Here is a 21,460-nt window from a genome sequence, read left to right on the forward strand (position 1 = left end):
GGTGCGCCTGCCATTGGGCAGCGACACCGTGGCTGCGATCGAGGCGAAGCATGCGGCCGACGCGACCATCCTGCGCGACTGGCGGGTGGTATCCGTATCGACCGATTTCCCCGCTGAAACCGCGCTTCCCGGCGCGTGATAGCACAGGGCGTCGGCGCTTTATGCGCCGGCGCCAGCGCACCTAGGAAGGCACGGCCACCCGAAAGGTCATCTATTTATAACCAGAGCCAAGGCCAACCGAAACGGACGTCCTCCACGTGGAGGCCGACCTGCCAAGACGGGTTTGCGGTGACCGCTTTCAGAAAGAGCTAGCGATTGGGCTGATGACCGGAATTAGGGCGCACTCCCGACAGGCCGGTTGTGCCAATATCGACTTGGCTGCTCGTGGGCCGCAACCGGACTGGCGGCTTGTGGCCGCCGGAGCGGCATAAGCAGACATCGTAGCGGGTGGTGCGCGTACAACTCGAATTGGGCCGCAAGCCGCCTTACCGCTTTCGTGCGGTGCCGCCGCGATAGCTGGCGTGAGTCCCTCCGTTACGCGCCATGCTCCCCACAGTATTGAGTCCTGGGCTTGCCGCAACGATCGACGCAGGTCGGCGGTCGTGCCCAGTGGCGCGACCGCGGCGGTTGCGTTATGCCCGCGCTCTGCTCCCTCTTCCGCTGAGAACCTCATGGCATTGGTCAAGAAATCGAACATCGACAGGCGCGCGAAATCCGGGAGCGATGCGACGCCGGAGCCAGTGACCTCGACTAAGCCCGCTGCCGTTACGCGGCGCAAGCCACCCGCGCGGACCGGGAGAGCTGTGACCGCCGCCGACCGGATCGAAGTCGCGACCGAGGAACTCGCCAGCGGCCTCGCCGAATCCGCCTCCGCGGCGGCCGAACTGCAGCGCGCGATGGATCAGATTTCGGCCGGCGCCGAGGAAGCCGCGGGCGCCGCGCAGGAATCGCTCGGACTGATCGGCGCGCTCGCCGACGGCTTTCGCGAGGCGCGCGACCGGGCGGAAGCCTCGCGGCGCCAGGCCGAACTCGTCCAGAGCGCGTTCCTGGAGACCAGCGCCCAGATCGACAGTTCGCTCGCCGCGATCGAACTGAGCGCCAGCCGCCAGCTCGTCTCGGTCGAGATCATCGCCGCGCTGGAGGCGTCGGCCAACAGCATCGGCGATATCGGGCAGAATGTCGCCGATATCTCCGACCAGACCAGCCTGTTGGCGCTCAACGCCACGATCGAGGCGGCGCGCGCCGGCGAGGATGGGCGCGGCTTTGCCGTCGTCGCCGATGAGGTCCGCGCGCTGGCCGAGGCATCGGAGGCCAGCGCGAGCGAGATCCAGGCGCTCGCGCTCGGCATTTCGGAAGAGGTGCGCTCGGTCGCCGAACGGATCCGCAGCGCCGCCGCGCTCGCGGTGGACGAAGCCGAAGCGGGGCGTTCGGTGGTGACCGTGCTCGACGCGGCGCGCGGCGATCTGGCCAAAGTCGTCGACGGCACCCAGGCGATCCTGCTTGCCTCGGTCGAAGCAGACGGCGCGGCGCGCGAGGCGCAGCGCGGCGCCGAGCAGATCGCCAGCGCGGCCGAGGAGCAATCCGCCGCGGCCGCCGAGGCGCAGCAGGCGGTGCAGCAGCAGAGCGTGTCGCTCGACCAGAGCCAGGAGACCGCCGAGGCGCTTTCCGAGCAGAGCGCGCGGCTTCGCGACGATGGCGACAATCAAGCGGCCGCGGAAGACCTGGCCTCGGCGGCCGAAGAGCTGTCGGCGACCGTGCAGGAGCTTTCCGGCGCGTCGGCGCAGATCCTCGTCGCGGTCGAGCAGATCGGGCGCGGCGCGCAGATTCAGGCGGCGGCAACTCAGGAAGCCAATAGCGCGATGGCCCAGATCGAACGCTCGGCGCGGGCGACGCAGGAAATCTCGAATGCCGCGCTGGAGCAGATCGGCACGGTCGCCGGATCGGTGCGAGGCGCCGGCGAGACGATCGGCAAGCTGGCCGGCGGGGTCGAGACCGCGCTGGGCGACACGCGCCAGACGCTCGGCCTGCTCGGCGGCCTGAACGACACCGCGCGGCGGATCGAGAAGATCACCGACGGGCTCGCCTTGGTCGCGGTGCAGACCAACATGCTTGCGGTCAGCGGCTCGGTGGAAGCGACGCGCGCGGGCGACGCGGGACGCGGCTTTGCGACCGTGGCGGGCGATATCCGCAACCTTTCGCGTGATTCGGCGGCCAGCGCCGAGCGCGCCGGCGATGTCGTGCGTATGATCCAGGAAGGGGTCGCATTGGTGAGGCGCGACCTCGACCAGATTGTCGCCGCCTCCGAGATCGAAGCCGCGCGCAACCGCGCGGTAATCGAGCGCTTCGGGCAGATCGTGAGTGACCTGGAGGGCGCGCGCGCGGCGAGCGAGGCGATTTCGCACGGCGCCGAGGCGATCTTCCGCTCGGTCAGCGAGATCCAGAACGGCACGGCGCAGATCGCGACCGCCGCCGAGGAAGCGTCGGCCTCCGCGGTCGAGGCGGGCAGCGCGGCGCGGCAGCAATCGCTGGCGGCGGAAAGCCTGGCTGCGGCGATCGAGGATATCGCAGCGCTGGCCAACGCGCTCGTCGACAAATCGGCCTGATCGCATGGCGAGCGCGCCCCTCGACGCCGGGCAGATGCTCAGCTTCAACGTCGCCGACGCGCGCTTCGCGCTGCCGGCCAGCGCGGTGCGGGAAGTGGTGCGCCGGCCCACAGTAACGCGGGTGCCGCACGCGCCCGCCAGCCTGCTCGGCCTCGGCAATCTGCGCGGCACGGTCGTGCCGGTGGTCTCCCTCGGCGCGCTCATCGGCAAGCCGGTCGGCGCGGGCGGACGGGTGATCGTGCTCGAACAGGCCGATCCTGTCGGCATCCTGGTCGACGAAGTCTCGACCGTCACCGGGCGCGGCGGCGAGGACGAGGCGCGGCCGATCGACTTGCCGGCGCTGCTGCGCGAGGCGTTCGGGACCGAGCGGGCGGCGCGCCCTGCGAGCATCGGGTCGCTCGGCGCCACGCTGCGCGAGGAAGCGGCGGCAGAGGATATCGTGCTGCTCGCCTTTTGGGTCAGCGGGCAGGAATATGCCCTGCCGCTAGATCAGATCGAGGAAGTTACACGGCTGCCCGACGACATCACCTTGCTGCCCAGGGCCGATGCGGCGGTGGTCGGATCGGTGGCGCGCGCGGGCAAGCTGCTTCCCCTGCTGTCGCTGCAGGCGCTGCTCGGGCTGAAGCAGCGCGAGACCGGGCAACGGCCGCGCATCGTGATCGCGCGGATCGGCACCCACAAGGTGGGGCTGGTCGTCGACTCCGTCAGCGCGATCCTGCGCGTCGACGAAAGCAGGATCGATCCTGTGCCGGCGGTGCTGTCGCGCGGATCGAGCGAGGCGCGCATCCAGGCGATATGCCGGTTCGACGGCGACAAAAGGCTGGTGTCGATCCTCGCCACCGACCATCTGGTGCGCGACGACGTGACCAGCAAGCTGCTGCAGGCATCGAATGTCGAGGGGGCGGATATGGCAAGCGAGGCCGAGAGCGCCGATACCGAGCAGATCCTGGTCTTCCGCCTCGGCGACCAGGCGTTCGGCCTGCCGATAGGGGTGGTCAGCGAGGTGACGATGCTGCCCGCGAAGCTGACGCCGCTGCCCAAGGCGCCCCCATTCATCGAAGGGGTGATGAACCTGCGCGGACAGGTGTTGCCGGTGATCGACCAGCGGCGGCGCTTCCTCGGCGATGCCGCCTCGGGAAAGCGGCGGCGGGTGGTCGTGGTATCGCTCGGCGATATCCAGGCCGGGTTTGTCGTCGATGCGGTCTCCGAAGTGCTGCGCGTGCCCGCCAATGCGCTGCGCACCGCGCCCGAGCTCGGCAATGACGAAACGCGGGTGTTCGACCGGGTCGCCAATCTAGACAGCGGCATGATCCTGATCGTCGAGCCGCGCGAGCTGCTCGACCGCGCCGAGCGGGATATGCTGGCGGCGATGGCCAGCGAGGACGCTCCGCCTCCGTGATCAAGCTGCTGATCGTCGACGATTCCCCGCTGATGCGCAGACTGCTTTCCGACTTGTTCGCGGAAAGCGGGGGTTTCGAGGTGGCGATCGCGCGAGATGGCGCCGAGGCGATCGAGCAGCTTCACGCTTTCGCCCCCCAGGTCATCACGCTTGACATCCACATGCCGGGCATGGACGGGCTCGCCTGTCTCGACCGGATCATGCTCGAACGGCCGACGCCGGTCGTGATGGTGTCGGCGTTGACCGCGCAGGGGGCCGACGAGACGCTGGAGGCGATGGCGCTCGGCGCGATCGACTTCATCGCCAAGCCTGGCGGCGCGATGTCGATGGAAATCGACAAGCTGGCGGGGGTGCTGATCGACAAGGTCCGTTTGGCGGCGAGCGCGCGCATCCCGCGGACGCTGCGCCTCGCCGAGCGCGTGCGCGTGCGCACCGCGGCGCCCACGCGACCGGCCGCCCCGCGGCCCGCCCCCGCGCGGCTGCCCAAGCGGCTGGCGGCGCTGCCCGGCCAGGGGCTGGTCGTGGTCGGCTGCTCGACCGGGGGACCGCCGGCGCTCGAGGCGCTGCTCACCGGGCTTCCCGCCGATTTCCCCTGGCCGATCGTCATCGCGCAGCACATGCCGGCATCGTTCACCGGACCGCTCGCCCGCCGCCTCGACCGCATCTGCGCACTCACCGTCAGCGAGGTCTGCCGGGCGACGCCGCTTGCCCCCGGCAACGCCTATATCGGGCGCGGCGACGCCGACGTGGTCATCGCCAAGCGTCCCGCCGGGATCGTTGCGATGGCTGCCCCGAGCAGCGCCGACTTTCACTGGCATCCCAGCGTCGATCGGCTCGTCGCAAGCGCGATGGCGCATTTCGGGCCCGATCAGCTTGTCGGTGTGTTGATGACCGGCATGGGAGCGGACGGCGCGGACGCGATGCGGCAATTGAAGCAGGATGGTGGCGTGACGATTGCCGAGGCCGAGGAAACAGCGATCGTCTGGGGCATGCCCGGGGCGCTTGTAAAGCTCGGTGGGGCGAGCCTGGTCGCGCCGCTCGACCGCATCGCCGCGGAGCTGGCCGGCGTGATGGGCAGGAAGTGAGCGAGCCCACCGCACCCCCGCCCGAGCCGTTCCATCTGTCGCCCGAGGATCTGGAGCGCGCCACCCAGCTCATCTACCGGCTGACCGGCATGATCTTCGGCGAGAACAAGCGCTATTATATCGAGCGGCGGATCGCCGACCGGATGGCGAAGAGCAACGCGCCGGACGTGCGGACCTATCTCGCGCTGGCGGCGGCCGGGCCCGAGGCCGAGCGGCTGATTAACGCCTTCACGGTCAACGAAACCTATTTCTACCGCGAGGACCATCAGCTCGCGGCGCTTTCCAACACGATCCTGCCCGAGGTCGTGAAGAGCCGCCGCCCGGGCGATCTGATCCGCATCTGGTCGATGCCCTGCTCGACGGGGGAAGAGCCCTATTCGATCGCGATCTGGCTGCTCGAGAACTGGCCGCTGGTCGACGCATACAATATCGAGATTGTCGGGTCGGACATCGACACCCAGGCGGTCGCCGCCGCCAGGGCCGGCTATTTCAACCAGCGCTCGCTTGCCAAGCTGCCGGATCGGGTTCGCGAGGCCTATTTCGAGCCCGAGCATCGCCATCGCCGCAAGCTGATCGACGATCTGTGCGAGTCCGTGCGCTTCACCGCGGCCAATCTGGTCGATACGGCGAGCGTCGTCGCGCAAGGAAAGTTCGACGTCGTGCTGTGCCGCAACCTGCTGATCTATTTCGACGACGCTTCGCGAGCGATTGCGGCCAAGAACCTTTATACTTGCCTCAACCCCGGCGGCTTCCTGTGTCTTGGCCATAGCGAATCGATGGCGCGGATCACCGAGCGTTTCACCCTGGCTCGCCTTGACGACGCAATCGTCTATCGTAGGCCGTGATGGACGAACTGCTCTCCCAGTTCCTGATCGAGGCGCGCGAGCTGATCGCCCAGGCCGGCGACGATTTCGAATGGCTGGCGCGCGATCCCGCGGACAGCGCCCGGATCGACAGCGCCTTTCGCGCGATCCACACGCTCAAGGGCTCGGTCGCGATCTTCGACATGGTTCCCGCCGGGCGCGCGCTTCACGCCGCCGAGGACGTGCTCGACCGCGCCCGGGCCGGCCGTCACCGGCTCGGCCGGACCAATGTGGACGCCCTTGTCGCCGTGCTCGACCAGACCGACCGCTGGGTCGATGCGATGGAACGCGATGGCGCGCTTTCGCCGCGCGCGGGCGCCGAGGCGGATGCGCTGCTCGCCCGGTTGCAAAGCAACGTCGCGCGGCCGCCCAAGCTGCCCGCCGCCGAGACGCCGCCTTGGCTTCCCGCCCTGCTGGCGCGCGAAGCCGCTGCGATCGAGGCCGCGGCCAGCGATCTGGTGGCCTTTCGCTACAACCCCGACAGCGAATGCTTCTTCCGCGGCGAGGATCCGCTCGCCACCGTGGCCGCGCTTCCGGGTATCGCCGCGCTGGCGATCCTGCCCAACGCCGCCTGGCCGGCGATCGACGCATTCGAGCCGTTTCAGTGCATGGTGACGATCGAGGGCCTGAGCGCTGCCGCGTTCGACGATGTCCGCACGGCGTTCCGCTTCGTTGCCGATCAGGTGATGCTGTTTCCCGTCGCGGCGGCAAGGGCGGCCGAGGCTGAGATCCAGACCGCGGCCGCCAAGTCGCTGCGCATCGACACCGCTCGGATCGACGCGCTGGCCGATGGCGTCGGCGAGCTGATCGTCGCCAACAACGCGCTGGCCCATGTCGCCGCCGAAGCCGATCGCGTCGATCCGCAGATCGGCGCGCAGGTTCGCGCGGCGCACGCGGCGCTAGAGCGCGCAGTGAGCGGCATGCGTCGATCGGTGATGACGGTTCGGCTGGTGTCGCTCGGTCCCAGCCTCAGGCGGCTGCCGCGGATGGTGCGCGAGATCGCCGCGACCTTGGGCAAGCCCGTCCGCTTCGAGATCAGCGGGGAAGGCATCGAAGTCGACAAGGGCATCGCCGACGAGCTGTTCGAGCCATTGCTCCACCTCGTCCGCAACGCGCTCGATCACGGGATCGAGCCTGGGGTGGTCCGCCGCAAGGCGGGCAAGCCCGAGACCGGGCTGCTCAGGCTGGCTGTAACGCGAGAAGGCGATCAGGTCGTCGTCGCTCTGACCGACGACGGCGCGGGCATCGACACGGCGCGGGTGCGCGCCATCGCTGTCGAGCGCGGGCTGCTCGATCGCGATGCCGCCGCCGCGCTCGACGAGATGCAGGCGATGCGGCTGATCTTCGCGCCGGGCTTCTCGACCGCGGCAACGGTCAGCGCGGTTTCCGGGCGCGGAGTCGGCATGGACGCCGTCAAGGCGGCGATCGACCGGCTCGGCGGCCGGGTCGAGATCGGCAGCGTGTTGGGCCGGGGCACGACCATAAGGCTGCGCCTCCCGCTCAACGCGATATTGACCCGGCTGCTGATCGTGCGTGCCGGGGGCGAGCGCTACGGCATCCCGCTCGACCGCATCGTCGAGACGACAAGCATCCCGACCGAGCATATCCACGATGTCGGTGGCGGGCGCAGCTGCGTGCTGCGTGATCGCGCGATACCGGTGCTCAGCCTCGCCGCGCTGCTCGGCGCGGAGGACCGGCGGTCCCCCTTCACCAAGCTGATCGTCACCGAAAACGCCGCGGAGCCGGTCGGCGTGATCGTCGACGGCTTCGGTCAGCGGATCGACGGGCTGGTGCGCCCCAAGACCGGGCTGATGGCCGGCGTGCGCGGACTTGCCGGCACGACCACGCTCGGCGATGGCGGGGTGCTTCTGGTGCTCGACCTGGCGGAACTGGTCGCGTGAGCGTCGCGCTCGCCGGCGATGCTATCCGCCTGACCGGCAATTGCCCGGTCGAGGACGCTGAGACCTTGCTCGCGCTGCTCCAGGAAAATGCCGTGGCGTCAATCGATATCAATGACTGCGGATGCCTGCATATGGCAGTGGTGCAAGTGCTGCTCGCCGCAGCGAGGCCGGTTCGGGGAGCCCCGGCAAACGCCTTTGTCCGGGAATGGCTTGTACCTCAAATGCTTAGCCTGACCGATTGAATGCTACCGGACTTTCATCCCTTGCTCTAAGCCCTATCCGCAACGAAACGAACCGAGTCGAAACGAATGTCCGTCACCATCCTCATTGTCGATGACAGCAAGCTTGCGCGCATCGTCGCCGGAAAAGCTCTGACAGAGTTGCAGCCCGATTGGCAGCGAGTCGAGGCAGGCAGCGCCGCCCAGGGCCTCGAGATCGTCGCGAGCCAGCGGATCGATGTCGCGCTGATCGACTTCAACATGACCGAGAAGGACGGCCTTGCCCTTGCCGCCGAGCTGCGCGCGCTGCGTCCCGACATGCCGATCGCGATCATCACCGCCAATATCCAGGACGAAGTCATCGCCCGTGCCCGCGAGGTCGGTGCCGGCTTTGTGCCCAAGCCCGTGACCACGGAGAGCCTTCAAGGCTTCATCTCCGGCGCCGCGCTTCGATTGCGATCCGGAAAGTGAGTACCGAGCCCGCCGTCACGCTGGACGAACTCGAAACCGATGCGTTGACCGAGATCGTCAATATCGGCGTCAGCCGTGCCGCCTCCAACTTGCGCAAGATGGTTGGCGACCAGGTGCTGCTTTCCGTGCCCTCGATAGAGGTGGTGAGCCAGCGCCGCGCCGCGCGGCTGATCAACGAGCGCGAGATCACCCAGCTGATCGCAGTTCGCCAGGATTTCGCGGGCCCCTTTTCCGGCCGGGCGCTGCTGATCTTTCCTGAGGAGAACAGCCTCGAACTCGTTCGCGCCGTAACCGGCGACGAACTCAGTCCTCAAGAAGTTCAGGACATCGAGCACGAAGCTTTGGCCGAAACCGGCAATGTGATCCTCAATTCGTGCCTGGCGACCATGGCCAACATGCTTCAGCGGTCGCTCACCATGACGATCCCCGAGGTGCTGCGCGGCGACGGCGCAGCGCTGTTCGAGACGCGGGACGAAACCGCCGCCGACGGTCTCGTGCTGTTCCTCTATATCGACTTCGCGGTGCGCAAGCGCGACATCCGCGGCTATATCGCCATGCTGATGGATCTGCCTTCGCTCCAGGCGCTCAAGGCGCTGCTCGGCGAGTTCATCGAGCGGGTCGTCGGGGACGATGGCTGAAGCGCCGGCCAGCGACGAGTCCGTGGCGGAGCGGCTGCGCGCCGTGCTTGTCACTTCGGGGGCCAGCGGCAGCTGGGACTGGGACATCGCCGCGGACACGCTGTATTTCGACGAGCATTTCGCCGATCTCTACGGCCTGACCCCCGAAGCGGGCGTCGCCGGGGTTCCCGGCGCGACCTTCTTTTCGGCGATCGATCCCGAAGACCGCGCGCGCATGAAGATCGCGGTGGCAGGCATTCTCGGCGGCGCCGAGCTCTTCTCGAAGGAATTCCGCATCCAGCGGCCCGATGGCTCGGTGCTGTGGATGCATGGCCGCGGCCAGGGTCATCTCGACGATCGCGACCGGTCGGTGCGCTTCACCGGCCTGCTGGTGGACGTCACCGAACGCAAGCGGACCGAGGAACGGCTGCGGATCGCGCAGAGCGCGGGCGGGGTCGGCACGTTCGAGCATGTCGACGGCTTCGCGACCGCGTCGGTCTCCACCGAATTCTGCCGCCTTCTCGGGCTGCATCCCGCCCGGGTGCTGCCGGTCCGCACGATCAACAGCGTCTTGCTTGTGGGCGACAAGCCGATCATCCCCGATACCGAACAGACGGGTGAGCCGCTCGACGGCGAGTTCCGGATCATTCGCAACGACGACGGCGCGGAGCGCTGGATCGCGCGGCGCGGCGAGATCGTGCGCGACAGCGAGACCAGCGGCTATCGCTTCATCGGCGTGATCTATGACGTCACCGCCGCCAAGCAGGCCGAGGAACGGCTTCGCGAGCTCAACGAGACGCTCGAGGCGCGGGTCCAGGAGGAGATTGCCGAACGCCGCCAGGCCGAGGAGACGCTTCGCCAGGCCCAGAAGATGGAGGCGGTCGGGCATCTCACCGGCGGCATCGCGCATGATTTCAACAATCTGCTGACGATCATCATCGGCAATATCGACACGGTCACGCGCAGGCTCGATTCGTCAAGCGACCCTCGCGCGAAGCGCTCGCTCGACAACGCGCTCAAGGGCGCCGAGCGGGCGGCCGCGCTGACTCAGCGGCTGCTCGCCTTCTCGCGCCGCCAGGCGCTCGATCCCAAGCGCACCGACATCGCGCGATTGCTCGCCGGCATGTCCGACCTGCTGACGCGCTCGATCACCGAGACGATCGCGATCCGGATCCATGCGCCCGGCGATCTGTGGAACGTCGAGGTCGATCCGCACCAGCTCGAAAACGCGATCCTGAATCTTGCGGTGAACGCGCGCGACGCCATGGCGGACGGCGGAAATCTGACGGTCGAGGCGCACAATCTCGTCGCCGAGGCGGGCAACACGGCCGCCTTTGTCGAGGCAGGTCATTATGTCGTCGTGAGCGTGACCGACACGGGCACCGGGATGACGCCCGAGACGGTGGCGAAGGTCTTCGATCCGTTCTTCACCACCAAGGAGGTCGGCAAGGGCACCGGTCTCGGCCTCTCGATGGTCTATGGCTTTGCCAAGCAATCGGGGGGCTATGTCCATATCGACTCAGTCCCCGGCGCAGGGACTACCGTTGACCTTTATCTTCCCAGGGCCGCGGACGGCGAGGCGGAGGCGGCGGCTGAGGAGTCGGTGCAGGCCATCGAGCTCGGAAATCGCGATGAGACGATCCTGGTCGTCGAGGACGACGACGATGTCCGCACCTACACCGTCGAGATCCTGCGGGAGCTGGGCTACCGCGTCATCGAGGCGCATGATGGCCAGACCGCTCTGGGCCTCCTGACCCGCACCGAGCAACCCGTGCACCTCCTGCTGACTGACGTCGTGATGCCGGTGATGTCCGGTAGTGAGCTCGCCGACCGCGCCCGAGCCATACGGCCGGACATGGAGGTGCTCTTCACGTCGGGATATACCCGCGATGCAATCATGCGAGACGGCAGAATTGCGCCGGGCCTGGACCTGTTGCCGAAGCCGTTCACGTTCGCGTCGCTGGCTGCAAAGGTGCGAGAGATGCTCAATCGCAGTGTAGCCTGATATATCGGGATGATCTCCCCAAGCCCTCCGATATATCGCCCTTTGGGCCGCCGCCGCTCGGCGCGTTGCCTTACGAGTTCGTTTGCGCCACGGCGCGATCCCACAGATTTCCGCACGAGCGAAAGTTATATGGCTGCGCTGATTGGGCTGACCGCCCATCAGTTGCTGATGGGCGGCCTCGATTAGATTTCGGTCCTCTCCGCGATTGTGAGAGCATCCTCGATGTCCACTCCGAGGTATCTGACCGTGTTCTCGATCTTCGTGTGTCCGAGGAGGATTTGAATGGCTCGAAGATTTCCCGTCGCTTTGTAGATCATTGCTGCCTTCGTGCGCCGCAGTGAGTGTGTTCCGTATTCAGTGCGTCGTAAGCCGATGGCGGTGACCCATTCATCGACAAGGCGCGCATATTGCCGGGTGCTGAGATGGCCAGCGCAGTCAACACGGCTTGGGAAAGCGTAATCTGCGACAGTGCCGCCGCGGCGTTCCAGCCAAGCAAGCAGACTCGCGCGAACATCAGCCGTGAGCTCAAACTGCACCGGTCTTCCCGTCTTCTGCTGGATGACGATTGATCTGGTCCGGATCTCGGCACCAGCCACGACATCGCCGATCCGAATCTTGACCAAATCGCATCCGCGCAGCTTGCTATCGATCGCAAGGTCAAAGAGCGCTCGGTCTCGAAGCCTTTCCTCCCGGTCTAGGAAAAACCGGACCGCCCATATCTGCTTCTGCGTGAGAGGCCGTTTGGTGCCGACCATCTTACCCGAGTTCCATGCGGTCCTGTTCTGCATGACAGGGTCGTACTGTGAATGTCCCATGTTCCAGCTCCTAGGCCTTAATTGGCCACGGAAATGCTCGCGCGAATGTCCTTCATCTTGGTTCCGGCTACTGCGCGAGCTCTCGACGCTAGTCAGCCGTGGCGAGTTGGATGAAAAGGCTCGGTCACGATCGTCAGCTTTCAGGATTAGCGGCGCTTGTCTTCAACGACCGATTTTGGGGCGCAAACCTGCCCTCCCATGTCGGCGCTAACAATTACAAAAGCTTTCCCGGCCGAAATCAGACAGGAGGCCGGTGCCGCGCTGCCGTATAAAGCGCGGTTGAGCCGGAGGCGCGAAACGCCGACGCATCACTACGCCAGTTAGAGGTCCGTTGCGGCGCGCAATTGTTCCAGCCGCTCCATGCTGAGAATCTCGACGATATCGCGCAACCGGTTCACGGAAACGGCGAGCGCGTCGAGATCATCCGCGCCAATTTCGTAGCTGGGCGAGTAGCGTGCCTCGACATAGGCGCGCTTGAGCAACTCGAAACGGCGGCGATCGAGGCGAGTGGCACGCGGCCAGGCATTGACAAGGCGGGACTCCTTGTCTTCCGACAACGAGCGGAGGAACTTGATGTTGTGCGAGCGCGGGAAATATAGTGTCCGCACCAACAAGAAGCAGGCATAGGCTGTTTCGGTGGCTTGGTGCAGGTTGAAGACAGCCTTGTTGCGCCAGTCGCGATCTGACCCTTCCATCCTCGCCAACTCTGCCATGCGGAGCCAGTTCGAGACCGACTTGCTCTCTGCTTCGAAGTAGCGCGTTGCCATGGCCAGCGCATCAGCGGCAGTCGCCGGCTTTGGCGCCGCAAGGGCATGCTGGGGCAGCTCGTACACCACAACCCCGTCGCGCACGATATCGACCCAGAAATACTCGCCTCGCTGGAGAGCCTTGTTCACTTCGTCCAGCGTATGGACGATGATATTGACCGGCCGCTGAACCTTCGGGTCGTGGAGGATCTTGTCTTCGGCGATGTACCAGTAGCCGGCGATATCAGTCAGATCCTCGTGGTTGACGATCACCAACAGGTCGAAATCGGATTGATACCCGTTGTCCGGTTCATCGACCCAGTCGTTCCGCGCATAGCTGCCGAACAGGATGATCTTCAGGATCTTGCCGTTCTTCTTCCACGGCTGGGTCGAGGTCGAAATCGCCTGCGCGAACTCCGCCATCAGCGTGTCGCGCACGCGCGCCAGCTCGGCCTGCTGGACATCTGGAAGGTGGTCGAGATCGACGCGCATGTTCATTTCCTAGCTGTGGCTCGCCGTTTCCTCAATGTTCCTGCCGGTCATTTGGGAAATTGCGTCAGATGGACCATGGCGTCGCCGAGAAGGCGTTCGACTTCCGAGACGGTAATGTCGAGCTCGGCGGCGATCTGAAAATAGTCGAGATCGCGGTAGCGCGCCCGTAGGAATACCTGCCATTCGGGATCAGGCATGGCCTGGATGGCACGGCGAAGTCTGCGAAGCTCGCGGTTCATGATCATTCTCCATCGTATATCGGCCGAAGCCGGGGGAGAGACGGTGCGGGCCCGCGACAGGAGGCGGGGCGCACCTGAAGGCCGAAACGAAGTGCAGGACGTGGGCCTTGCCCACGTTGCGCCGCGCCGGCGCGGGCCCAGGACAGGCTCGCCCGGCTTCGGCTGAATCGGAGACGGCGATCATCGCCGGCGATGATCGATGATCGCAATCCCGGCGCTGCGGGCCTTGTCGAACAGATTGTCCTGGATGCCGCCGCCGGGGAAGATGATGATGCCGCGGGGCATCAGGCCGATCACCTGATCGTTGCGCTTGAAGGGCGCAGAACCACGGCTGTGCCTGGCGAAGTCGGGGGCGATCGGAACTTGCTGGACCTTTCGCTCGCGGGCCCAAAGGGCAGCGATGTGCTCGGCACCGGACCGCGAGGCGCCATGGAGCAGTACCATGCCGGGATGGCGGCCATGCACCTGGTCGAGGACCTGCCAGATACTGCGATAGTCGGAATAGTCCGCACCGCCGCTGACATAAATGCGCTCGCCGGGAGGGACGAGTAGCTTCGCGTCTGCATATCGCCGGTCGTTGACGAATTCGCGGCTCTCGATCACTGCCGCGGTCATCGCGCGCCGGTTGAGCATCGACCCGGACTTGGGGAGCCAGGGCTTGCGCAGATAATGGCGGAACTGCTCGGCAAAGGCCTCGCGGAATGCTTCCATCGCGTCACGGCGCTCGATCATCGTGCGCCCTTCGGCGATCAGCGTCTCGAGCTCGACCGATTTGACTTCCGAACCATCCTGCTCGCGCTGCGAGCGCTTCTGCGCCAGCTCGTTGGAGTCGAGCTGGTGGTCGGCGCGCTCGACCGCGCGGTGAAAGACGTTGGTGAACCCCCAGAGCAACTCCTCCAGTTCGGGCTCGAGGCGGGTATCGGCGAGGCACGCCGCCATCGCATCGAAGGTGTCGGCAGCTGCCGCCTCGACCAGCCTGCCCTCGGGCAATGGCCTGGGATCGATATCGTCGTCGAACGGCCTGCGTCCGAAGAGCTCAAGTTCCTGCAGCAAATGCGTGAACTGCGATCCGCCGTCGCCAATGTCGTGAAGTTCATCCATTTCGAATTCTCCCAAGCTGCAGCCGCGTCGCTCGCGGCCTTCCTGGCGACGAAAGGCGGTGGCGCCGGCGGCAGTGCACGGCCGAGCGGAGCGGACGGCGCAGCCGGCGGCCGCCGAAGCGTCAGCGAAGGACCTGGAAGCGCGGCTATTTTGCTTCGCGATGCAAAGCGGGCCGCAGGACCGCGGCGGAAAATAGCCGCGCGGACGGGTTGCATTGGCGCGGGCGCTGCCGACCGGTCGCCCTCTGGGAAGGCGCGCGACGCGGACTCCGGCAGCGGAGGTCGAAAGCAATGCTGCGACAATGCTAAGGGCGGTCATCGCCTTTCATCTGCGCACTGATCTGTGCCCTGAGCCGGTCGAGCCCGATCGCGCGCAGATCCGCATTTAGGTCACCACGCTCGGAATCGATGGGCAGGACTTCGATCCCTGCGCGACCGGCGCGAGCCGACAATGCGACAAATGCCTTGCGGCCGGCGGGATCCGCTTCCCGGGCGACATAGAGCCGTCGAAGCGTCGGGGGAAACGCCAGGGCGGCCAGGTGCGCGGCAGACAGCGCGGCGATCGCCGGCAGGTTCGGCACGGCGGCACGGAGCGACAATGTGGACTCGATGCCCTCGCCCGCCGCCATCACCGAAGCCGTCTCGCCGAAGCGGACACCGTGGCCGAGAAGGTGGCCCATTGCCCGTCGCGGACAGGCGACCGGCGCCTTGCCGGTGCCGTCGGGAGTGAGCCAGGTGCGATGGGCGCCCGCGACCAGTCCGGCCAGGTCGGTGACCGTCGCGATCATCGCCGGCATTGCCCGCAAGGTGTCTGGCAAGTCGTCCGCGGAAGGCCGGTACCAGCATCGCGGGTGATAGCGCAGTACGTTCAACCCGGTGACGGGTGGAATGCCGCGGCCTTGGAGGTAGGTCGCGACCGGTGTCCCGGCGATCGGATCGGCGATTGCCAGCAGCCGCCGAGCCGCTTCGGGCGATCCCGATCGAACCGTTCCCCGAGTGCTCTGTCCGCTTTCGGCCGTTTTGGCAGGCAGGCTCAGAAAGCGCCGCGCTTCCGCGATCGCGTCGGACAGCGTGCCGGTCACCGTCCTCGCTCTGATAAGGTCAAGCAGGTCGCCATGCTCGCCCGACTGCGCGTCGGTCCATTTGCCCGCGCGCAGAGTACCGTCCGGAGTATCGCGAAGCCGGACATAGAGGCTGCGCCCCGGAGCGTTGTGCAGATCTCCGACCAGCCAGTAATTGCCTTCGCGCTGGCCATTGGAAAGGTAACGCCGGCAGAGGCGCTCGGCCTGGCCGGCAAGGTCGCGCGCGATCGCGCGGGCGGGATGCTCCATCGTCACTATCCAGTGCTGCAGCCAGCGCCAGGCGACGCCGGTTTGGGATGGAAATGGGGCGAGACGCGTAGCGTCCCGCCCCAGTCAGTCATTCGGCCGCGATCGCCAGCGGCTCCTCGTCGTCCGCGCCGTCTTGTTCGGAGGGTGCGGCCGAGGCGCTCGCCGTCTCCCCGACGCCGGGCAACTCGGCCTGCGCCGGCAGCTCGGGCGTGCGCAGCGGCTCGGGAAGCCAGCCGACATCCGCCATCAGCCGTTCGGCTTCCTGCGCCATCTCGGGCTTCTTGAGATGGTCGATGCGGGCAGCGGCCTCCCCGCCCTTGGCCTCGGTCACCGCTTCGATGATCCGCGCCTTGGTCACCTTGCCGAAGAAATTCTCGGCGGTGGGCTTCCAACCGGCGGCGACCATGTCGAGGCCGGTCGCGCGGGCGAGGATGTGGCTGTGCGCCAGCCGCCGCTCGACGGTGTGCGCCGAGATGCGCCCATTGTCGTATTTCGGCGCAACCTCGAACAGCGCGTTGACCGAATAGGCGGCACAGTGCGCGAAGAGTTCGGCCTGCTCCTCGCCGTCGAGCTGCTGGAGCGCATCCCACAAATCGCGATCGGATTCGGGCAGCCGCTCGCTCCATTTGGCGTGCCGTCCCTCGATCGCGGCGGCGGCCGGGCTGTGCTTCATGCTCGCGGGCTGAACCGCGAAGCCGACCCGGGACAGGCTGACCATCAGGCAGCTCTCGGTGCGTCCGTAATAGAAGGTAGCGAGCACGAAATTGTGCAGCACTGCCGCGAATGCGATCTTGGGATTGCAGGCGACGGCCTCCTGAAGCGCAAGCGTGCGCTCGGCGGTAAGTTCGGAGACGAGGCGGTCGGGCAAGGGCTTCAGTCCCTCATCCTCCTCTTCGACCTGCTCCAGCGACTCGCTATCGGACGCGGGCTCCACAGGCTCTTCATCGCCCCCGGCGGACCGCTCGCCTTCGCCCGGGACGGGCTCGGTCAAGGGCTCGTCCTCGGCACGCACCCAACCGGCCTCGATCTCGAACGCCCCGCTCCGGTCGAACGAGACGAACACGCCGGCGATCGCCATTTCGGCAGGATGATAGCTCCAGCTGCCGCCGGCGAGGGTGCCGATGCGCTCGTCGAGCTCATTCACCCGTGCGTCGACTTCGTCGGGGATGGAATCGGCTCCCGACCATTCGGCCTCGATCGCGTCGGCTTCGGCCTGAAGCGTCGCCACCTCGGCGAGCTCTGCCTCGGTCGGCGGGGTGTGGATCGGCTCGATCTGGCGCATGCCGTGGCTGAAGCCATAGGGCAGGTCGATCACGGTCTCGACCCATTTCCAGCCCTCGGCGCCGATGCGCTCGGCTTCGACATCCAGCTTTTCGAGCACGAGCCGGTCAAGCAGCGCGGCATCCTGCAGCCATCCGCCACGATCCTCCTCGAAAAGGTCGCGCAGCACGCAGCCACCAGCCTCGACATAGGCCTCGACGCCCACGAACCGGACGCGAGGATCGGTGGCGGCAACCGTGGACTCGGTCAGGCGGGAGCGGATGAACCAGGCCGACTGATTGGGATGCTGTTGGACCAGCTCCCAGACCTGTTCCTGCCGGGCATGGTCGTCCGAGACGCTGAATGCCATCAGCTGCTCCAGTGTCATGCCATCCGTGGCATAGACCTCGTGCAGAGCCGGCGAAACCGCCGCGAGCTTCAGGCGCTGGCGCACGACCGCGGGAGTCACGCGAAAGCGTGCGGCGACCGTCTCGATGTCGTCGCCCTTGTCGACGAGCAGCTTCATGCCGCGGAATTCGTCGAGTGGATGGAGCGCTTCGCGGAACACGTTCTCCGCATAGCTGTCCTCCTCGGCCGAGACGGCGCTGTCGGCCGGCTTGACCACGCACGGCACAATCGCGTCGGGCGCGAGACGCTTGCGCTTGACGAGGATCTCGAGCGCGCGGAAGCGGCGACCGCCCGCCGGGACTTCGAACTTGCCCGTTTCCTGGCTTTCGGCGTCCAGCTGGGGTCGCACGCTGAGACCATTGAGCAGGCCCCGACGCTCGATATCGGCGGAGAGATCGTTGATCGTGACGCCGTTCTTGACCCGCCGGACGTTCGACTGGGACAGGACCAGCAGGTTGAAGGGAATCCCCTGCGCAGGCGCAAGGACAAGCTTGGGTTGGCGCTTTGCCATGTCGGTTCTCCATGGCGGGTGGCCGGGAGACTCTCTCCCAACCTTCATCCCGCCATGGGAGCGGCGCAGCCCTCTACCTCTGGGAGGGAGGGCCGCGCCGCGGGGGGAGCAGGCGTTGGTCAGGCAACGGCGGCCAGGATCTTCGAGGCCTTGCCTTCCAGGTCCAGTCGCGCATCCTGGTGGGGCTTGTCGCGGGCAAGCGCGGTGATCCCCTGGACGAAGTCGAAGATCGAGGCGGGTGGATGCCCCTCCTCGTCGAGCACGGTGGCGATGATCCGGCCGGTCTCCGCCCTGGAGAAGCCGCGCTTGCGCAGGAAATCGTGCCGGTCCTCGTCCGTGCGAGCGACGATCCGCTGCCGCGCAGCCAGGATGCCCGACATGAAGGGCTGCGGTGAGGACGTCGCGAAGTTCTCGAGCGCTGGTGCAGCCTCGTGCGCGAAACGGTTCGCGGCGAACTTGGAGTGCCGGATGCTGATCTCCTCGAAGCCCTCCGCGCCCCAGATGTTGCGGTTCATGCAGACCGCACGGAGATAGAAGGAAGCCATGCCGAGCGTCTTTGCGCCGACCTCGCTGTTCCAGCAGTAGAAGCCCCGGAAGAACAGGTCGGGATCGCCATTGGGCAACCTGCCGGCTTCGATCGGATGCGCATCATCGACCAGGAACAGGAACACGTCGCGGTCGCTCGCGTAGAGCGTGGTGGTATCCTGGGTGATCTCGACATGCGGATTATGGGTCATGGTCGACCAGTCGAGCAGACCGGGTACCTTCCAGCGCGTGTCGCCGGTGCCGTTGCCGGCGATCCGCATGACGGCTTCGACCAGCTCGTGGTCCCAGATCCGCCCATAGTCGGGACCGGTCACCGCACGCAGCTGGGTGCGCCCATCCTCGGTCTCGAGAGTCTTCATCAATTCGCCCCGGTGAGTCAGCAGCCCGTGCTGCAAGTTGATGCCGGCGAGCGGCGCAGGGAGCTGGCGCAGATAACCCGACGGCGCGCCGACCAGGCTCGCAAGCTGGCCGAACGACCAATGCGTCGGCGCGACCGGCTCGTCGCGGCCGGGCAGGATCAGGGAGAGGCGCTCGGCATCCTCGCGGCTCGCCTCCACCCGAACCTCGCGGGTCTCGATGGTCCGGGTCGTGGCGCGCCTGGCCCGCGCGAGGGTCGCGGCGTGAAGTTCGCGCAGCGAAAGATAGCGCTCGTCGTCGGGACGCGAGAACCATTCGGACGAAACCCGCCCAATGCGCCGGCCCCTCGAGATATCGACCTTGTAGGGTGCGGTGCGCGGTGGCGGCGCGGAAGCGTGGTTGAGGACAGTGGCCATGGAAATTCTCCGCGACGGGCGCCGGGAGACTCTCTCCCGACCCTGACCCGTCACGGCCGAACCGGCCGCCCTTTTCCTCTCCGGGGCGTTGCGGGGCGGAGCGCCCGCAGAAGGGGTACGGCCAGATGCGGCTGGCCGTCAGGGGAAGGCTTTCCCCTTCCGGCATTCGGCAACACCCTAATGGCAATTCTCTGAGAGAATTGCGCGCCCTCACGCGCAGAGCCGCCGCAGTACGCAGCTTTACGTACCTTTTCGGTGCTGAAGAGCGCAGGCCCGACAAGGTGTCCGAAATATGTATACACTTTTCGGACCAATCGCTTGCACTATCGAGCATATATGACAGATTGGACCCGTTATCGCGTCAGATATGACTAGATAACTCTAGCAAGCTCCGCTTCGTCATGTTCGAAGGCGGGCTCGAAGCTACGCGCTTGCGCACCGCTGATGCCGGCGTCGCGCATCGCACCGCGCCAATTCTTCTCGACCGTGGTCGCCACCTCGCGGATCAGCGCACGCGCATCGGTCGGCTTGATCTCGAAGAACTCGCAGGCCTCGAAAGCGAGCCTGATCGATCGGTCATGGGCGCCTCCTTCCAGGATCGCCGTCTCGAGATGCGGATTGCGATCGGGCGCCGGATTGACGTCGAACATCGGCGACAGCCGCCACTGGCCCCGGCCGACATAGAGGAAGCCATGGTTCTTGAGATGGTCGTCCTTGTTCGACACCAGAATGGTGAAGATCAGGCGGCGGTAGAGCTCGACAAAATCCCGCAAGGGGTCGGCGGAATGACCGCGCATGAAGTCCACAATCTCGGTGTAGGAGCCGAGCGCGGTGCCGCGCTTGGCAAGCGCGGTCCGCGCGGAAATATATGGAATCCGTCCCAGGCCTTGCCTGTCGAACCGCCGGAGCAGTGCGACCGGATAAGGGGTGTCGGCCAGCTCGAGCCGGACCTCCGGCACGGTGATGCCGCATTTTGCCGCGAGACGCAGAACGGCAACCTCAGCGCGCTCGACCGGCTGCTGATCGAGCACCGAAGTGAATTTGGCGAGCCACAGATGGTCGCCGTCGCGCACATTGGCCTTGGGACGGGCACCGCCCGACCCGCCCGCGCCGGCAAGCGTCGCCAGGTCCTCGGCGGAAAGCTCGGCTCCCTGTTCATAGGCGCGGGCGATCGCCGTCAGCGCTTCGAGATCGATGAGGCGCGGCACCGCATCTGCGGCGGCGCCGGTGATCACGGCACCGTCCAAATCCAGAAAGCGCAGCGCGCCCTGGCGGCAGGCATCGTCGGACAAGGTCAGATACTCGAACTCGCTCAGGCCATTGCCATAGTTGCGCTCGAGCAGCCTTCGGCCCCAACTGTCCGGCGCCGCATCGGCAAAGGCGCCACCAAGGGCATCGCGCTGCTCGCCTTGCTGGGCGGACGCATGAAACGGCCCGCCGTCGAGCGGCATGTCCGGGGAAAGATCGAAATGGCGCGGGTTGTCGACCCATGCCTGATCATAAGCGAAGCTCGAGAATTGCCGCGGCCCGGCGTGCGTGAACCGCAGCAGCCCGACCGGGACCAGCGCGTCACCCAGCGCGACCTTTGCGCGATAGTCCGCCATCAGAATGCGACGCCATCGTCATCGGATACGTCGTCCATGCTGCCGACATCGCCTTCGTCGCGCCTGCGCCGCCGCGCCGCCGGAGAGCTTCGTCCCCTTTGCGGCAGGCTGTGATCGGTCAGGGCGAGGCCAAGTTCATCGTGCCGGATATCGATCAACTCGCCGAGACGCTCGGCAAGGCCGAGCACGATCAGGACATCGGCGAGCGTTCCGATGCCGATGCCCGGCTCGCCCTTCTCCAGCCGGGTTATGGTGCTGGGAGACGCCCCGGACCGCAGCGCGAGGTCCGCCACCGACATGCGCCGCCGGAGCCGTGCCGAGCGCAGGTCATTGCCAAGCTGGCGCAATAGAGGTCGAGATTTGGGCGAGGACATAATACAGCATATATAACGCACAACGGGCAATAATCAATCAGATATGACACAATGTGATAGAGACGGCGTATGCCTTCCAGTCACGGCCGCACGGGCGGT

19 protein-coding genes are annotated in these 21,460 nt (G+C 66.4%); 10 read left to right on the plus strand and 9 right to left on the minus strand.

What is annotated here, in order from left to right; genetic code table 11:
* Nucleotide 1: 1 nt before the first annotated feature.
* The 10 genes from SSO01S_RS17260 to SSO01S_RS10170 all read left to right on the plus strand — a co-directional run bounded on the left by SSO01S_RS17260 (nt 2) and on the right by SSO01S_RS10170 (nt 11,162).
* Complete coding sequence (locus SSO01S_RS17260; protein ID WP_245646718.1) at nt 2-139, plus strand: hypothetical protein; 138 nt, start codon at nt 2-4, stop codon at nt 137-139.
* A gap of 664 nt (nt 140-803) precedes the next feature.
* The gene (locus SSO01S_RS10130) at nt 804-2,603 is read left to right on the plus strand and encodes a methyl-accepting chemotaxis protein (protein ID WP_369404245.1); all 1,800 of its coding nucleotides are present in this window, start codon (nt 804-806) and stop codon (nt 2,601-2,603) included.
* A 4-nt stretch (nt 2,604-2,607) separates the two neighbouring features.
* A complete protein-coding gene (locus SSO01S_RS10135; protein ID WP_083942960.1) occupies nt 2,608-4,002 on the plus strand; it encodes a chemotaxis protein CheW in 1,395 nt (464 codons plus the stop codon).
* A complete protein-coding gene (cheB, locus tag SSO01S_RS10140; RefSeq protein WP_066798564.1) occupies nt 3,999-5,087 on the plus strand; it encodes a chemotaxis-specific protein-glutamate methyltransferase CheB in 1,089 nt (362 codons plus the stop codon). Before SSO01S_RS10135 ends, cheB begins: the two co-directional genes overlap by 4 nt.
* Nucleotides 5,084-5,932, plus strand: coding sequence for a CheR family methyltransferase (locus tag SSO01S_RS10145; RefSeq protein WP_066798565.1), 849 nt, complete (start codon nt 5,084-5,086; stop codon nt 5,930-5,932). Before cheB ends, SSO01S_RS10145 begins: the two co-directional genes overlap by 4 nt.
* Nucleotides 5,932-7,851: a chemotaxis protein CheA gene (locus SSO01S_RS10150; RefSeq protein WP_066798566.1), complete on the plus strand. Its 1,920-nt coding sequence runs from the start codon at nt 5,932-5,934 to the stop codon at nt 7,849-7,851. Before SSO01S_RS10145 ends, SSO01S_RS10150 begins: the two co-directional genes overlap by 1 nt.
* A complete protein-coding gene (locus tag SSO01S_RS10155; RefSeq protein ID WP_066798567.1) occupies nt 7,848-8,093 on the plus strand; it encodes a hypothetical protein in 246 nt (81 codons plus the stop codon). Before SSO01S_RS10150 ends, SSO01S_RS10155 begins: the two co-directional genes overlap by 4 nt.
* 66 nt (nt 8,094-8,159) lie before the next feature.
* Entirely contained in the window at nt 8,160-8,540 is a 381-nt protein-coding gene (locus SSO01S_RS10160) for a response regulator (protein ID WP_066798568.1), read from the plus strand.
* Entirely contained in the window at nt 8,537-9,178 is a 642-nt protein-coding gene (locus tag SSO01S_RS10165; RefSeq protein WP_066798569.1) for a chemotaxis protein CheX, read from the plus strand. Before SSO01S_RS10160 ends, SSO01S_RS10165 begins: the two co-directional genes overlap by 4 nt.
* Nucleotides 9,171-11,162, plus strand: a complete 1,992-nt coding sequence (locus SSO01S_RS10170) for a hybrid sensor histidine kinase/response regulator (RefSeq protein WP_066798570.1) — start codon at nt 9,171-9,173, stop codon at nt 11,160-11,162. Before SSO01S_RS10165 ends, SSO01S_RS10170 begins: the two co-directional genes overlap by 8 nt.
* A 182-nt stretch (nt 11,163-11,344) precedes the next feature.
* On the opposite strand, the gene SSO01S_RS10175 is transcribed toward SSO01S_RS10170, so the two are convergent.
* The 9 genes from SSO01S_RS10175 to SSO01S_RS10215 form a co-directional block, all read right to left on the minus strand.
* Nucleotides 11,345-11,977 carry a tyrosine-type recombinase/integrase gene (locus SSO01S_RS10175; protein WP_066798571.1) on the minus strand — a complete coding sequence of 211 codons (633 nt, stop codon included), beginning with the start codon at nt 11,975-11,977 and terminating at the stop codon, nt 11,345-11,347.
* 320 nt (nt 11,978-12,297) lie between these two features.
* Nucleotides 12,298-13,215: a HEPN domain-containing protein gene (locus SSO01S_RS10180; RefSeq protein WP_066798672.1), complete on the minus strand. Its 918-nt coding sequence runs from the start codon at nt 13,213-13,215 to the stop codon at nt 12,298-12,300.
* Nucleotides 13,216-13,262: 47 nt separating this feature from the next.
* Nucleotides 13,263-13,454: an RNA polymerase sigma factor gene (locus SSO01S_RS10185; RefSeq protein ID WP_169798348.1), complete on the minus strand. Its 192-nt coding sequence runs from the start codon at nt 13,452-13,454 to the stop codon at nt 13,263-13,265.
* Between the two features lie 180 nt (nt 13,455-13,634).
* A complete protein-coding gene (locus tag SSO01S_RS10190; RefSeq protein WP_066798573.1) occupies nt 13,635-14,555 on the minus strand; it encodes a DUF2493 domain-containing protein in 921 nt (306 codons plus the stop codon).
* A gap of 304 nt (nt 14,556-14,859) precedes the next feature.
* Nucleotides 14,860-15,885 (minus strand): DUF7146 domain-containing protein, encoded by a 1,026-nt coding sequence (locus tag SSO01S_RS10195; RefSeq protein ID WP_066798574.1) that lies wholly within the window; start codon nt 15,883-15,885, stop codon nt 14,860-14,862.
* A gap of 88 nt (nt 15,886-15,973) precedes the next feature.
* On the minus strand, nt 15,974-18,064 hold the full coding sequence (locus tag SSO01S_RS10200; protein WP_066798575.1) for a ParB/RepB/Spo0J family partition protein: 2,091 nt from the start codon (nt 18,062-18,064) through the stop codon (nt 15,974-15,976).
* Between the two features lie 119 nt (nt 18,065-18,183).
* The gene (locus SSO01S_RS10205; RefSeq protein WP_066798576.1) at nt 18,184-19,383 is read right to left on the minus strand and encodes a hypothetical protein; all 1,200 of its coding nucleotides are present in this window, start codon (nt 19,381-19,383) and stop codon (nt 18,184-18,186) included.
* Between the two features lie 371 nt (nt 19,384-19,754).
* Complete coding sequence (locus SSO01S_RS10210) at nt 19,755-20,987, minus strand: type II toxin-antitoxin system HipA family toxin (RefSeq protein WP_066798577.1); 1,233 nt, start codon at nt 20,985-20,987, stop codon at nt 19,755-19,757.
* Nucleotides 20,987-21,361, minus strand: coding sequence for a helix-turn-helix domain-containing protein (locus SSO01S_RS10215; protein ID WP_066798578.1), 375 nt, complete (start codon nt 21,359-21,361; stop codon nt 20,987-20,989). Before SSO01S_RS10215 ends, SSO01S_RS10210 begins: the two co-directional genes overlap by 1 nt.
* Nucleotides 21,362-21,460: the final 99 nt, after the last annotated feature.

This window comes from Sphingomonas soli NBRC 100801, from assembly GCF_001591025.1.
Taxonomy (GTDB): domain Bacteria; phylum Pseudomonadota; class Alphaproteobacteria; order Sphingomonadales; family Sphingomonadaceae; genus Sphingomonas; species Sphingomonas soli.

Bases quoted from the DNA above. Each gene is read 5' to 3' on its own strand.
- SSO01S_RS10175 (WP_066798571.1), bottom strand. From the start codon at position 11,977: ATGGGACATTCACAGTACGACCCTGTCATGCAGAACAGGACCGCATGG.
- SSO01S_RS10200 (WP_066798575.1), bottom strand. From the start codon at position 18,064: ATGGCAAAGCGCCAACCCAAGCTTGTCCTTGCGCCTGCGCAGGGGATT.
- SSO01S_RS10135 (WP_083942960.1), top strand. From the start codon at position 2,608: ATGGCGAGCGCGCCCCTCGACGCCGGGCAGATGCTCAGCTTCAACGTC.
- SSO01S_RS10215 (WP_066798578.1), bottom strand. From the start codon at position 21,361: ATGTCCTCGCCCAAATCTCGACCTCTATTGCGCCAGCTTGGCAATGAC.
- SSO01S_RS10205 (WP_066798576.1), bottom strand. From the start codon at position 19,383: ATGGCCACTGTCCTCAACCACGCTTCCGCGCCGCCACCGCGCACCGCA.
- SSO01S_RS10170 (WP_066798570.1), top strand. From the start codon at position 9,171: ATGGCTGAAGCGCCGGCCAGCGACGAGTCCGTGGCGGAGCGGCTGCGC.
- SSO01S_RS10180 (WP_066798672.1), bottom strand. From the start codon at position 13,215: ATGCGCGTCGATCTCGACCACCTTCCAGATGTCCAGCAGGCCGAGCTG.
- SSO01S_RS10160 (WP_066798568.1), top strand. From the start codon at position 8,160: ATGTCCGTCACCATCCTCATTGTCGATGACAGCAAGCTTGCGCGCATC.
- SSO01S_RS10190 (WP_066798573.1), bottom strand. From the start codon at position 14,555: ATGGATGAACTTCACGACATTGGCGACGGCGGATCGCAGTTCACGCAT.
- SSO01S_RS10195 (WP_066798574.1), bottom strand. From the start codon at position 15,885: ATGGAGCATCCCGCCCGCGCGATCGCGCGCGACCTTGCCGGCCAGGCC.
- SSO01S_RS10210 (WP_066798577.1), bottom strand. From the start codon at position 20,987: ATGGCGGACTATCGCGCAAAGGTCGCGCTGGGTGACGCGCTGGTCCCG.
- SSO01S_RS10185 (WP_169798348.1), bottom strand. From the start codon at position 13,454: ATGAACCGCGAGCTTCGCAGACTTCGCCGTGCCATCCAGGCCATGCCT.
- SSO01S_RS10150 (WP_066798566.1), top strand. From the start codon at position 5,932: ATGGACGAACTGCTCTCCCAGTTCCTGATCGAGGCGCGCGAGCTGATC.